11 protein-coding genes are annotated in these 14,017 nt (G+C 32.3%); 5 read left to right on the top strand and 6 right to left on the bottom strand.

Annotated features, from left to right (window positions below):
• Positions 1–122 precede the first annotated feature (122 nt).
• From Q4Q34_RS18465 to Q4Q34_RS18445, 5 genes are all read left to right on the top strand, one after another.
• Complete coding sequence (locus Q4Q34_RS18465) at positions 123–3,344, top strand: S41 family peptidase (RefSeq protein ID WP_303317897.1); 3,222 nt, start codon at positions 123–125, stop codon at positions 3,342–3,344.
• Positions 3,345–3,585: 241 nt separating this feature from the next.
• A complete protein-coding gene (locus Q4Q34_RS18460; protein WP_303317896.1) occupies positions 3,586–4,815 on the top strand; it encodes an Nramp family divalent metal transporter in 1,230 nt (409 codons plus the stop codon).
• A complete protein-coding gene (gene pxpA / locus Q4Q34_RS18455) occupies positions 4,815–5,555 on the top strand; it encodes a 5-oxoprolinase subunit PxpA (RefSeq protein WP_303317895.1) in 741 nt (246 codons plus the stop codon). The genes Q4Q34_RS18460 and pxpA overlap by 1 nt, the downstream gene beginning before the upstream one ends.
• Positions 5,552–6,283, top strand: coding sequence for a 5-oxoprolinase subunit PxpB (pxpB, locus tag Q4Q34_RS18450; protein WP_303317894.1), 732 nt, complete (start codon positions 5,552–5,554; stop codon positions 6,281–6,283). Before pxpA ends, pxpB begins: the two co-directional genes overlap by 4 nt.
• A complete protein-coding gene (locus Q4Q34_RS18445) occupies positions 6,276–7,118 on the top strand; it encodes a 5-oxoprolinase subunit C family protein (protein WP_303317893.1) in 843 nt (280 codons plus the stop codon). Before pxpB ends, Q4Q34_RS18445 begins: the two co-directional genes overlap by 8 nt.
• Positions 7,119–7,465: 347 nt before the next feature.
• Here Q4Q34_RS18445 and deoD read toward each other — a convergent pair whose 3' ends face one another.
• The 6 genes from deoD to clpB all read right to left on the bottom strand — a co-directional run bounded on the left by deoD (position 7,466) and on the right by clpB (position 13,878).
• Positions 7,466–8,164, bottom strand: coding sequence for a purine-nucleoside phosphorylase (gene deoD, locus Q4Q34_RS18440; RefSeq protein ID WP_303317892.1), 699 nt, complete (start codon positions 8,162–8,164; stop codon positions 7,466–7,468).
• A 1-nt stretch (position 8,165) separates the two neighbouring features.
• On the bottom strand, positions 8,166–8,831 hold the full coding sequence (deoC, locus tag Q4Q34_RS18435) for a deoxyribose-phosphate aldolase (protein WP_303317891.1): 666 nt from the start codon (positions 8,829–8,831) through the stop codon (positions 8,166–8,168).
• 202 nt (positions 8,832–9,033) lie between these two features.
• Positions 9,034–9,678 carry a deoxyribose-phosphate aldolase gene (gene deoC, locus Q4Q34_RS18430; RefSeq protein ID WP_303317890.1) on the bottom strand — a complete coding sequence of 215 codons (645 nt, stop codon included), beginning with the start codon at positions 9,676–9,678 and terminating at the stop codon, positions 9,034–9,036.
• 202 nt (positions 9,679–9,880) lie between these two features.
• Positions 9,881–10,375: an acyl-CoA thioesterase gene (locus tag Q4Q34_RS18425; protein WP_303317889.1), complete on the bottom strand. Its 495-nt coding sequence runs from the start codon at positions 10,373–10,375 to the stop codon at positions 9,881–9,883.
• 50 nt (positions 10,376–10,425) lie between these two features.
• Positions 10,426–11,022: a TetR/AcrR family transcriptional regulator gene (locus Q4Q34_RS18420; RefSeq protein WP_303317888.1), complete on the bottom strand. Its 597-nt coding sequence runs from the start codon at positions 11,020–11,022 to the stop codon at positions 10,426–10,428.
• A gap of 252 nt (positions 11,023–11,274) precedes the next feature.
• Complete coding sequence (clpB, locus tag Q4Q34_RS18415; protein WP_303317887.1) at positions 11,275–13,878, bottom strand: ATP-dependent chaperone ClpB; 2,604 nt, start codon at positions 13,876–13,878, stop codon at positions 11,275–11,277.
• Positions 13,879–14,017 lie beyond the last annotated feature (139 nt).

Below are 14,017 nucleotides of genomic sequence, written 5' to 3'. Positions count from 1 at the left end.
TCTAAGGAATTCTTTGAGGCTTAACCTTTTAAAATTCTATTTTTGTTAAAGATTGTTTAATTATAAGTATATAAGCTAAAAAATCATTTAGCTTTGGCGGATAACAAAACAATCACCAAAAAATGAAGCAATTTTTCAATTCAGTATTAGCATTTGGTTTTCTTTTTACTAATTGTATCTTTTCTCAAAACCCTTTAGTTAATTTACCTTCAATAAGTCCAAATGGACAGACAATTGCCTTTAATTATCAGGGTGATATTTGGACTTGCAACATAAATGGACAAAACGCAAAACGACTCACCATTCATGAAGCAAATGACACGAATCCTATTTGGAGTTTTGATGGAAAATCAATAGCATTTACAAGCAATAGGTATGGCAATAACGATGTTTATATTATAGCATCAGTAGGAGGGATTCCGAAGCGAATAACCTACCATTCTGCAAATGATAATATCACAGACTATACTAAAAATGGTGATATTCTTTTTTCTACGCGCAGAAATTTTGCTCAAGTTGAAAGAGAAAACGAAACGCATATTGTTAATGAAAAAGGAGGTACACCATATAGGTATATGAGTGCTTTAGGGAGTCAAGCAACATTATCGCCTAATGGAAAGTTTATTGCTTTTGTAAAAGGTAGTTGCAGAATACAACGAGAGGCTTACAAAGGTCCTGCAAATAATAATATTTGGTTATATGATATAGAAAAAGACACCTATAAACAGCTAACTACTTTTGAAGGACAAGATTTTTATCCACAATGGGGTAATGATACGACTATTTATTTTCAATCTGCTAGGAGTGGAAAGTATAATGTACATAAACTAGATCTTAATAGTGCAGGAGAAAAACAAGGAAATATTATTTCAGTAACATCATTTAAAGATATGGGGATTTTTTCATTTCACATAAGTAGAAATGGAAAGGATTTGGTTGTGAATAAAGGTGATAATGTATATTTAGTAAATACTGTTTCAAAAAAACAAAAGGAAATAAAGATAAATATTTCGTCAGACTATAGATTAGATCCTATAGAACATAAAACATATAGTAGGAATATTAAGGATATAGCTTTGTCTCCTAATGGAGATTATAGTGCTTTAGTAATTCGAGGGGAAATTTTTATAAGAGAAAATAAAAAGGAAAAATCTAGAACAGTTAATGTTTCAAAGTCATCTTATAGAGATAGAATGCCTGTATGGCTAAATGATAGTACACTCGTTTTTGTATCCGATAGAGATGGTCAAAATGATCTATATTTAGTGAAATCTGACGATCAAAAAGAATCTAATCTATTCAAAACCTTAAAGCATAAAGTAGTGCGATTGTCTAAAACGAGTGAGCATGAGTATAACCCGGTACTTTCACCTAACGGAGCATTGCTTGTTTTTAATAGAGGTAGAGGGAAATTAGTAGTTTCAGATATTGATACCAATGGAAAGTTATCAAAAGAAACCATTTTGCTAGATGGTTGGAATAATGCCAGAAATGTGAGTTGGTCTCCAGACTCAAAATGGTTAGCATATAGTTTAAATGACTTAGATTTTAATGCAGATATATACATTCATAAAGCAGACAATAGCAAAAAACCAGTAAATATTTCGATGCATCCTAAACAAGATAGAGGACCTATTTGGAGTTCAGACGGAAAAAAACTAATGTTTTCATCAAATAGAAATAATAGCGATTATGATGTTTGGTTTACTTGGTTGAATAAGAAAGATTGGGAAAAAACAACACGGGATTGGGAGGAAGACTCAGACGATACTTCAAATAAAAAAGGCAAAAAAAATAAAAAAGGTAAAGAAAATGATGTTGTAGAAGATGTTATTATAGATTTTCAAGACATTCATGAGCGTCAGGTTCAAGTAACCTCATTTGTAGGAGGAGAGTTTGGAAGGGCTTTTTCAGAAGACGGTAAAACGATTTATTATACAACAGGAAATGGAAATAGAGGAGATGCCAGGGTCGAATCTGATTTATTCAAGATTTCATGGGAAGGCAAAGACAAAAAAGCGATTACAACAAAAAACAGCAGACCGTCTCATATTACAATGAATAAAAAGTTTTCTAAGTTGTTTATGACAAAAGGATCTGGAAGTCTTAGTAGTATAAACTTATCTAATTCTAAAACTGAGAGTCTTCCTATATCTGCTAAGTTAGATATTGATTATAATGTAGAGTCCAATCAAATTTTTGAGGAAGCTTGGAATGCTATCAATGATGGATTTTATGACCCTAATTTTCATGGACAAAACTGGGTAAGCCTTAAGAAAACGTATAAACCTTTAGCAATGAAAGCGTCTACTCGAAACGATTTCCAAAATATGTTTAATTGGATGCTAGGTCAGGTGAATGCTAGTCATATGGGCTTTATAAGTGGAGAACAAAGAGAGAATTTGCAAAGAGAAAAGACAGGTTTGTTAGGTTTGGAATTGTTACCAGATACAAATGGAAACACAAAGGTTGTATCTGTGGTAAACAATATGCCAGGAGATAGAAGTATAAGTAAACTTTATAGTGGTGATATTATTACAGCTATTAATGGCACTAAACTTAATAAAAACTTGAATATTTATAGTTTGTTAGAAGGGACTTCAAACGAGAAAATTTATCTGGAAATTAAAAGAGGAGCTACAGTTAAAGAGGTTGTTATTAGACCAAAAGATAATAATCGTACTGAGAATTATAACGCTTGGGTAAAAGAGCGTAAGCAGTTAACAGATCAATATTCCAATGGGAAATTAGGATACATTCATATACAAGGTATGAATTGGCAAAGTTTTGAACGTTTTGAGAGAGAATTGACTGCTGCTGGACTAGGAAAAGAAGGTGTTGTAATTGACGTGCGTTTTAATGGTGGTGGTTGGACAACCGATTATTTAATGGCAGTACTTAATGTAAAACAACATGCGTATACTGTGCCTAGAGGTGCAGCAAAAGATTTAGAAAAAGAACATAAAAAATTCAAAAATCATTACCCTTTTAGTGAGCGTTTACCACTAGCATCTTGGACAAAACCATCCATAGCACTCTGTAATCAATCGAGTTATTCTAATGCCGAAATATTTTCCCATGCTTATAAGTCACTAAACATAGGAACTTTGGTTGGAGAGCCAACGTTTGGAGCCGTTATCTCAACTGGAAGTACCTCTCTAATTGATGGTTCTAGAGTTAGAATGCCTTATAGAGGTTGGTATGTAAAAGAATCACAGTCTAATATGGAATTGGGACCAGCAGTACCGGATGTTTTAGTGTTTAATAATCCAGATGATAAGTCTAAAAAAGTAGATACACAACTTAAAAAAGCTGTAGAAGTTTTACTGAACCAAATAAAATAACGTGAGTTCGATATAACTTTAGTTTTATTTAAATGAAAATTAATTATATTCAAATGTCAGGTTGAGTACTTCGGCTACGCTCAGTATAAACTAAAGTCGAAACCTAATTAAAACAACTGAATTTTTAAAACCTTTCGACTGCGCTCAAGGTGACAAGTTTTATTTTATTGAAACTTTTGTCTATTTTTTATAAATTTTATGTGAACTCACGTTAAAATAAGATTTCTTATTTTTGAATAATTTGAAAAATATTTTTAAAAATATAGGGCCAGGTCCATTGGTAGCAGCTGCATTTATAGGGCCGGGCACTGTAACAGTTTGCACACTTGCAGGCGTTAATTTTGGGTATTCATTATTATGGGCTATGTTATTGTCTGTAATAGCAACCGTGATTCTTCAAGAAATGTCTGCACGCTTGGGCATTATTTCCCAGAAAGGTTTATCACAGATTATTCGAACTGAGGTTAAGAATCCTATTTTAAAAGGACTAGCTATAATATTAATTCTATCGGCTATAGTAATAGGTAATGCTGCTTATGAAGCAGGTAATATCAGTGGCGGTGTTTTAGGGCTACAAACTATTGTAGGGAATCCGAATATCGAAATTGGTGGTTTTTCTATGAATGTTTTAAGTGTGGTTATTGGGTTAATTGCATTTATTTTGTTGTATCTAGGTAGTTATAAGCTTCTGGAAAAAGTATTGGTTGGGCTAGTAATAATAATGAGTTTAGCTTTTTTAATAACTGCCGTTATAACGAAACCCAACATATTAGATATTTTCAAGGGGCTTTTCATTCCAAAATTTTCAAACGATAGTATATTAACAGTAATTGGATTAATTGGAACGACCGTAGTTCCTTATAATTTGTTTTTGCATGCAGCTTTAGTTAAAGAAAAGTGGCATAAAACTAGCGATTTAAAGTATGTACGAAGGGATACTGTTGTAGCAATTGTTTTAGGAGGTTTGGTGTCTATGTGCATTATTATATCTGCAGCTGCTATTCAGTCTCAGGACATTAGTAGTGCTTCTGATTTGGCAAAAGGACTGGAACCTTTGTTTGGAAGTTTTTCAAAATACTTTTTGGCTATGGGGTTATTTGCTGCTGGGATTACAAGTGCTATTACTGCTCCTTTAGCGGCAGCCTATGTTGCGAGTGGATGTTTAGGCTGGAGTTCTAATTTGAAATCTAAAAAATTTAGGGGAGTATGGATGTTTATTTTATTATTAGGTGTTTTGTTGTCATCGTTAGCAATAAAGCCTATTGATATTATTAAATTTGCACAAGTGGCTAATGGTATTTTACTACCTGTTATTGCAGGTTTTTTGATTTGGATTATGAATAAATCGGCCATTTTAGGAGTCTATAAAAATAATATTAAACAGAATATCTTTGGGTTTATAATTCTAGGAATTAGTATCTTGTTATCTGTAGCAACACTTAGCAAAGTTTTTCATTTAAATATTTTTTAGTGATACCTGGTGTTATTGATATTAATGTAGATATGGGCGAGGGAATTGGTAATGAGGCAGAACTCATGCCGTTTATTTCTTCGTGCAATATAGCATGTGGAGGACATGCAGGTGATGCAGATACCATGCGCAATGTTATTAACTTAGCTAAAAAACATCGTGTAAAGATTGGCGCACATCCATCCTTTCCTGATAAAGTAAACTTTGGTCGCATCCATATGGAAATGTCCTGTGCAGCTTTATTTAAAAGTGTTAAAGGACAGGTTGATGATTTAATGTCTATTCTTAGAGAAGAACATGGAACTTTGCATCATATAAAGCCACATGGAGCCTTGTATAATATGGCTATGGTTGATGAAAAAGTGGCGAATGTGATTATAGAAGTCATGAAAACCATCATGTTACCAATTAAACTTTACGTACCCTATAAGTCGGTTATTGAAAAAATAGCTATAGCACAAAATATCCCAATTACTTATGAAGCCTTTGCAGATAGAAATTATAATGATGATTTAACATTGGTTTCAAGAAAGGAAATAACTGCATCCATACATAATGAAGATTATTTGTTTGAGCATATTTTTCATATGATTTCAAAACAAAAGGTAAAGACTATCACAGGTAAAACCGTTGAAATAAAAGCACAGACATTTTGTGTTCATGGTGACAACCCAAATGCGGTTAATTTGATTAAGAATTTAGAAGGTCGTTTAAAAACCCATGGTATTCAAATAAGGTGAGTTATGAACTGACATATAAACCTTTTGGAGAACGGTCTGTTTTAATTGAATGGCCACTAGGTATTGATGAAAATATCCTATCTGACATTATTGTTTTTAAAGAAAAAATTAAAACTAAAAATATTAAAGGTATAGTTGAATTAAGATCATCATACAATTCATTATTAGTAATATATGATTTTGTTATTGATACATTTGAAGATGTTGTTTTCATCCTTAATCAGTTATATCTTCGAAAAAAACAAGATATTAATTTTTCTCCAAAACAATGGAAAATACCTGTGTGTTATGAAGACACTTTTGCTATTGATTTAAAAGAAATGGCTACCGAAAAAGGTATCTCTCAAGAGTCCATTATCAAGATGCATTCCAGCAGAGTGTACACGGTTTATTTTATTGGTTTTTTGCCAGGGTTTATGTACCTGGGAGGGTTAAATGAAAAATTGTACACGCCAAGAAAATCTACACCCAGATTAAAGGTATTAAAAGGAACTGTAGCAATAGGAGGTGGGCAAACTGGAATATATCCTAGCGAAAGTCCTGGTGGTTGGAATATTATTGGTAATTCACCTGTAGAATTTTTTAATCCTCAGAAGGAATTACCATGTTTTGCAAATGCGGGAGATAAAATTGTTTTTAAGCCAATATCACTTAAAGAATATAAGGATATTAAAACACTAGTAGATGCTGGTGTTTATCAATTAGAAAGTGAGGTCATTGATGATTAGGGTTTTAAAAACAGGCTTATATTCCTCTATTCAAGATTTAGGTCGTCATGGCTATCAGGATTATGGGGTACCATATTCTGGAGTTATGGATGTTTATTCGGCATCTATAGCAAATATACTATTAGGAAACGATGTGCATGCAGCAGTCATTGAAATAACAATGACAGGCCCTATATTAGAGTTCAATTGCGAAACAAGTATTTGTATCTCTGGAGCAGACATATCTCCAAAAATAAATGGAACCTCAATAAAATTAAATAAGCCAATTTTAGTAAAAAGTGGTGATGTTGTGTCTTTTGGTAAGCTTGTTTCTGGGTTCAGGTCTTATTTAGCTGTTTTGGGTGGTTTTAAGACTGAAAATGTTATGAATAGTTACAGTATGTACCAAGGCATAACAAAGCAATCTACGTTATTTAAAAACGATGAGCTGCTAATTGATACATCATTAAAAGGTCTAGGTATGAAGCATGCTGCAATTAAAGTTATAAAGGGGCATACTACTAATCAGATTGAAGTTTTTAAAGGACCGGAATTTTATAAACTCACAAAAGCTCAGCAAGATATATTAGTAACACAAGGATTTACAATCTCTAAGGAAAACAATAGAATGGCATACCAATTAAACGAGCCGTTAGCGAATAATTTAGAGTCTATAATTACATCATCGGTACTGCCAGGAACTGTGCAATTAACACCTTCAGGAAAGCTTATTATTCTAATGAGAGATTGTCAAACTACTGGAGGGTACCCAAGAGTTTTGCAATTAAAGGAAGCTTCTATTAATATTTTAGCACAAAAATTTACAGGAAATACGATATATTTTAATCTTATGTAGTCATTAAATATTAAGATTAAAGATCTTAATTAACGTGAGTTCGATACATCTTTAGCTTTATTTAAATGAAAATCAGTTAATTATATTCAAATGTCAGGTTGAGTACTTCGGCTATAGTTTATACTGAGTACTTCGACTGCGCTCAGTATAAACTAAAGTCGAAACCTAATTAAAACAACTGAATTTTTAAAACCTTTCGACTGCGCTCAAGGAGACAAGCTTTATTTTATTGAGCTTTTGTCTATTTTTTTATAAATTTTATGACGAACTCACGTTAGTTATTTATACCATGAGATTCATCTAAACCAGCTACAATCTTCATTTTTTCCATAGATGCTCACATGAGGTTATGCTAGTTCCAATGCGATTTCTATCATTTCTTTAAACGTGGTTTCGCGTTCTTTACTGGTAGTCCTTTCTTTAGTCACTAAAGAGTCAGAAATGGTTAGAATAGTTAAGGCGTTAACATGATGTTTTGCAGCAACAGTATATAAACCAGCAGTTTCCATTTCTACACATAATACTCCAAATTCAGACCATTTTTTATAAGAATCGAAATCATCTTCATAAAATTCATCAGAAGTGAAAACATTTCCGGCTTTTAATGGAATACTTTTTTTCCTAGCGGTTTCTACTGCCTTCTGAAACAAATCAAAGCTCGCAGTTGGGGCATAGTCTGCACCACCAAATCGCAATTTATTAATACCAGAGCTAGAAGAAGCCGCCATAGCCAAAACAATATCTCTAATTTTCACATGTTTTTGGTATGATCCGGCACTGCCAACACGGATTAAATTTTTAACGCCATATTCTGTAATAAGTTCATGCGCATAAATAGTAGTAGAAGGTACGCCCATACCTGTTCCCATTACGGAAATACGTTTACCGTTATAAGTTCCGGTATAGCCATACATATTTCTTATTTTGTTGAAACACACAGGGTTTTCAAAAAAAGTTTCAGCAATCCACTTAGCTCTTAAAGGATCCCCTGGAAGTAAAATGGTTTCTGCAATGTCTCCTTTTTTTGCTTCTATGTGTAAACTCATTTTAATAGTTTGAATTAGAGGAAGTACCTTTTAGGATACTAATTCCAGATGAAGTCCCTAGACGATCAACTCCTAAATTGATATATTCTATAGCTGTTTTATAATCTTTTATGCCACCAGAGGCCTTTACTTTAGTATAGTTTACACAAGCATTTTTCATAAGTTTTACATCATTTAATGTAGCTCCGCTAGGTCCAAACCCTGTAGACGTTTTTATAAAATCAGCACCTGCTTTTATGGCAAGCTCACTAGCTTTAATTATTTCTAATTCTTGAAGGTAACATGTTTCTAAAATAACTTTTAAGGTGTGGTTAGGCATACATTTTTTTACAGCTACAATATCTTTTAAAACACCATCAAAGTTTTTACTTTTTAATAAACCAATATTAATAACCATATCAATTTCATCTGCCCCATCTTTTAAGGCCAAGGTGGCTTCAGTAACTTTGGCTTTAGTACTCATAGCACCCAAAGGAAAACCAACAACGCTACAAATTTTAACATTGCTGTTTAGTAATTCTTCTTTAGCTAAGGAAACATAACAACTATTTACGCAAACAGAAAAAAATTGGTGCTGAATCGCCTCTTCACATAATTTAATGATGTCTTTTACTGTCGCTGTTGCTTTTAGAAGTGTGTGATCTATGTATTTATTTATAGGTTTCATATAAGTAGGTTAAAGTTAGTGCTTTTTTAATAAAAATTAAATAAAATTAAGATAGGTGTTTTATGTATTTACGAGTCGTAGTCCTAATTAGTTTTTAAGATTTATTAGCGTTTTATTTTTTACGATTTGTTTAATAAAAAAAGGCTTTTAAAAACGTATTATTTTTAAAAGCCTTTTTTATTCACTATACTACAAATTACATTTACGCAGTCTGTTTTATCTTAAAATCTGATGAAACATTAATTCTACTAACACCTATATCAATATATTTTTTAGCGGTTTCAACATCCTTAATGTCTCCTGATGCACATATTTTAATACGATCCTTAACGGTCTTTTTTATAATCTTAACTACAGTTAATGTAGCACCACCTTTTGAAAACCCACTGGATGTTTTGATATAATCTACATTGGCATCCAGAGAAATTTCACAAGCTTTTATAATTTCATTTTTATTTAATTCAGAAACTTCAACAATAACTTTTAAAGGCTTTTTCCCTATAGCAAGTTTAACATCGCTGATATCTTTAAAAACGGACACATAATTTTTACTTTTAAGAAATCCAAGATTAATAACCATGTCAATTTCATCAGCTCCATCATGAATAGCTTGTTTTGCTTCATAAACTTTGGATGCAGTAGCCATAGACCCAAGAGGAAACCCGATAACTGAACAAATTTTAACATTTGTTTTTTCTAGTAATTGTTTTGCTAAAGAAACGTAGGAACTACTAACACATACAGAATAAAAACCATATCTTTTTGCTACATGGCATAAATCTATAATGTTTCGTTCTGTTGAAGTAGGGTTTAAAAGTGTATAATCAATATACTTGTAAATATCCATCTCTATAAGTAGGTTTTAGAAGTTTATTAAGGGGATAAACTTGAATTATTTTTTTGTTTTTATGTGAAATTTAGGGCTCACGCAAAAACAAATTTACGTATTTATAATGATATAAAATTTACATAAAAGCATATTTTTATTAACAATAACCATACCATAAGCTAACATATTTGTTTATTTATTACTGTACTCAAGCTTAATTTTAAGTTTCTTTAACAAGATTGGATTTCATTTGAATAAGACGTTCTTCAAAAGTAAAAGCGTTCACGGGGTTGTTAACATTTTCAAAAAGTTGCATTAAATCCTCAGTATGTATTTCTCGTTTTTGTTTTAACAAGTTAAAATGCACAAAACCAGACCAAATGATAGCTTTTAAATGACTTTTGTCTCCATCATACATACGCATTTCTACATGTAATTCACTGTCTGTAAAGTGTATTAATTGTGATTCAAAAGTAACGGTTTCCATTAAAAATGCTGGTTTTAAATAAGCAATTTGATTGCTGCTTGAAACCCAGCTTTTTCCATGTTGTTTTGCCATCTTATAAATGTCGATGTCATAATGTTTCATAAGTACATCTTCTCGGTGATTCATGAAATAATTTGTGTAACTTCCGTTATTTAAATGATTAAATGGGTCGCAGTCTTGAAATCTAATTTTTGTTTTGCTCTCTAAAACGTTTAAAAGTTCGCTCATAATTACTATTATTTATTATACCAATCGGTATATTTTAAGTTAAAAAAATATTATATTTTAAGCTCTTTATCTATCATTCTGTCTATTAAGTCCATAGTGTCTTGAATATAAAAATCATCATCCATGGTATAAGTCATAAATATAGCTCCTTGTATCATGGTGTCTAGTCGTCTAGCAAAATATAGGGCATTTATTTCTGATGAAATTTCTCCAGCTTCTATACCTTCCTCAATTATTGTTGTTACTTGATCTTGAATGCGTTCTATAACTTGTCTAACTTTTTGAAGTAAAAGACTGTTCTGATTATTAGCGTCAACACCAATATTTATAACAGGACAACCACCAAGTTTTTTACTATAGTCATAGTAATTTCTATAAAAATCAGTTATAAGATATAACTTTTTAATAGGAGAATCACTGTTGGACAAATGTTCACCAATTCGTTTAAGCATATTTTTTACGGTAAACACAAAAGAGGCAATGGCTAAATCTTCCTTGTTTTTAAAATTGCCGTAAATAGCACCTTTAGTTAGACCTGTGGCTTTGGTGACATCACTTAAACTAGTTGCAGCATAACCATTTTTATTAAAAATAGGAGCAACTATTTCCAATATATATTGTGATGTGAGTTCTGCTTTTGTTGTCATGATTTGTCAAATATAATAAAAATATACCATTTGGTATATTTTTATATGGTATTTTTTGTTATCTGTGAGGTTATGTAATCATCTTTGTTATAATAAGATTCCTAGATACCATGAAAAAAAGACAAGCAACCATTTTTAATTTAGCTATTATTATGAATATTATATATCCTAGATGTTGCTAAATTAAAAAGGTTGCTTACCGTTAAACGAAAAAACAATAAAATGTTTTTACTACTAATTATATAGGGTTAACTATTCATATTCAGCTTGTAGTTTTTGATTTCTAAAAACCAGTTCATCATCGAAAGCATCTAATAAAATAATGCTATCTGTAGTCACTCTTCCCGATAATATTTCTTTACTCAAAGCATTTAAAACTTCTTTTTGAATAACCCGTTTTACAGGTCTTGCACCATATTCCGGATTATATCCTTTTTCAGCTAAGTAAGTTACCGCTTCTGGTGTTGCATCAAAAGTAATATCTTGCTGCCCTATCATTTTTGTAAGTGCTTTTAATTGCAATTCAACAATGGCTGTTATGTCTTCTTTACTAAGAGGAGCAAACATGATGATGTCATCAATTCTATTTAAAAACTCAGGACGTACACTTTGTTTTAATAAACCTAAGACATCTATTTTTGCCGATTCCATTGCAGAATTAATATCTTTAGTTGCTTCAAAACGTTCTTGTATTAAATGACTTCCTATGTTTGAGGTCATTATAATAATTGTGTTTTTAAAATCTGCTATGCGCCCTTTGTTATCAGTTAAATGTCCCTCATCTAATACTTGTAGTAAAATATTAAAAGTATCAGGATGTGCTTTTTCAATTTCATCTAAAAGAACTACAGAGTAAGGTTTGCGTCTTACAGCTTCGGTTAATTGTCCGCCTTCATCATATCCAACATATCCTGGAGGCGCACCGACTAATCTGCTTACAGCATGTCGTTCTTGATATTCGCTCATATCGATACGGGTCATCGCATTTTCATCATCAAAAAGATAATCAGCCAAGGTTTTCGCTAATTCAGTTTTACCAACACCGGTTGTTCCAAGAAAAAGGAACGTACCAATTGGTTTTTTCGAATTTTGTAAACCTGCTCGACTTCTTCTAACGGCATCACTAACTGCAATTATGGCTTCTTCTTGTCCTACGACACGTTTATGTAGTTCGGTTTCAAGCTTAAGCAATTTTTCACGTTCGCTTTGAATCATTTTTGTTACCGGAATTCCAGTCCATTTGGCAACAACTTCTGCTATATCATCATAAGTTACTTCTTCTTTTATTAATGAATTTTCAGATTGTGCCTGTAATTGTTTTTGAAACACTTCAAGTTGTTCTTGGGCGTCTTTAATTTTCCCGTAACGTAATTCAGCTACTTTTCCGTAGTCTCCATCACGTTCTGCGCGTTCTGCTTCTAACTTATAATTTTCAATATCCTGTTTTGTATTTTGGATATTATCAACAACTTCCTTCTCGCTTTTCCATTTGGCATAGATTTCGTTTCTGGATTCTTTTAAATTAGCCAGATCCGATCGAAGCGATTTTAACTTAGATTCGTCTTTCTCGCGTTTAATAGCTTCAATTTCAATTTCTAACTGCATGATCTTTCTATCTAAAACATCAAGTTCTTCAGGCTTGGAATTAATTTCCATACGTAATTTAGAAGCGGCTTCATCCATTAAATCTATGGCTTTATCCGGCAGAAAACGATTGGTTATATATCGTTCTGATAATTCAACAGCACCAATAATGGCTTCGTCTTTTATACGAACTTTATGGTGTGTTTCGTATTTTTCTTTAATTCCACGTAATATTGAAATGGCGCTTTCTGTATCTGGTTCATCTACTATTACTTTTTGAAAACGACGCTCTAAAGCTTTGTCTTTTTCAAAATATTTCTGATACTCGTCTAATGTTGTTGCACCAATAGCACGAAGTTCACCTCTGGCTAAAGCAGGTTTTAGAATATTTGCTGCATCCATGGCTCCTTGTCCGCCACCAGCACCTACCAAGGTGTGAATCTCATCTATAAACAACACAATATCACCATCACTGGTAGTAACTTCTTTAATAACAGCTTTTAAACGTTCTTCAAACTCTCCTTTATATTTTGCGCCTGCAATGAGGGCGCCCATATCTAAAGCAAAAATCTGCTTGTCTTTTAGGTTTTCAGGAATATCACCATCAATAATTCTATGGGCCAGACCTTCTGCTATAGCTGTTTTACCTGTTCCAGGCTCTCCAACGAGGATTGGATTGTTTTTGGTTCTACGTGATAAAATTTGAAGAATACGTCGTATTTCCTCATCACGACCAATAACAGGGTCTAACTTTCCGTCTTTTGCTAATTGGTTTAGGTTTTTTGCATACTTATTTAATGAGTTGTATGTATCTTCTTGACTTTGCGAGGTTACATGTTCTCCTTTACGTAATTCTTCAATAGCAGCTTTAAGCCCTTTTTCATTAACGCCTTGGTCTTTTAACATTTGAGCTATCTTGCTATTCGATTTAAAAATAGCTAGAATAAGATGTTCAATAGAAACAAAGTCATCTTTCATCTTTTTTGCAATAATTGATGCTTCGTTAAGGCTTTTGCCTGCTTCTCTAGACAGCATTAATTCACTACCAGTAACTTTGGAAAAACTTTCTATTTGTTTGTCTAAAGCTTGTTGAAGTATTGAGATATTTACATTCAGCTTCTTTAAAATGAATGGTAATACGTTTTCGTCAACTTCAAAAACACCTTTAAAAAGATGTTCATTTTCAATTTGTTGATGTGAGAAGCCTTGTGCAATTTGTTGGGCTTGCTGAATGGCTTCCTGAGATTTTATTGTATAATTATTTAAGTTCATTTGTATGTATTTTGTCATTCCCGTGAAAACGGAAATCTGTTCATCAATTTTATTTAATTACTTTTACAACATCTTTAAGTCAATAACCTTACCAACACATTTTAAAAGACAAAATGTCGTGTAAAACCACTGTTGAAGT

It is taken from the genome of Flavivirga abyssicola (assembly GCF_030540775.2).
Taxonomy (GTDB): Bacteria; Bacteroidota; Bacteroidia; order Flavobacteriales; family Flavobacteriaceae; genus Flavivirga; species Flavivirga abyssicola.
Note: the sequence above shows the minus strand (reverse complement) of the source record. Positions and strands in the feature narration are given on the sequence as shown.

Excerpts from the sequence above, each read along its gene's own strand:
- Q4Q34_RS18420 (WP_303317888.1), bottom strand. The coding sequence starts at position 11,022 with ATGACAACAAAAGCAGAACTCACATCACAATATATATTGGAAATAGTT.
- deoD (WP_303317892.1), bottom strand. The coding sequence starts at position 8,164 with ATGAGTTTACACATAGAAGCAAAAAAAGGAGACATTGCAGAAACCATT.
- Q4Q34_RS18425 (WP_303317889.1), bottom strand. The coding sequence starts at position 10,375 with ATGAGCGAACTTTTAAACGTTTTAGAGAGCAAAACAAAAATTAGATTT.
- Q4Q34_RS18445 (WP_303317893.1), top strand. The coding sequence starts at position 6,276 with ATGATTAGGGTTTTAAAAACAGGCTTATATTCCTCTATTCAAGATTTA.
- clpB (WP_303317887.1), bottom strand. The coding sequence starts at position 13,878 with ATGAACTTAAATAATTATACAATAAAATCTCAGGAAGCCATTCAGCAA.
- Q4Q34_RS18465 (WP_303317897.1), top strand. The coding sequence starts at position 123 with ATGAAGCAATTTTTCAATTCAGTATTAGCATTTGGTTTTCTTTTTACT.
- deoC (WP_303317890.1), bottom strand. The coding sequence starts at position 9,678 with ATGGATATTTACAAGTATATTGATTATACACTTTTAAACCCTACTTCA.
- deoC (WP_303317891.1), bottom strand. The coding sequence starts at position 8,831 with ATGAAACCTATAAATAAATACATAGATCACACACTTCTAAAAGCAACA.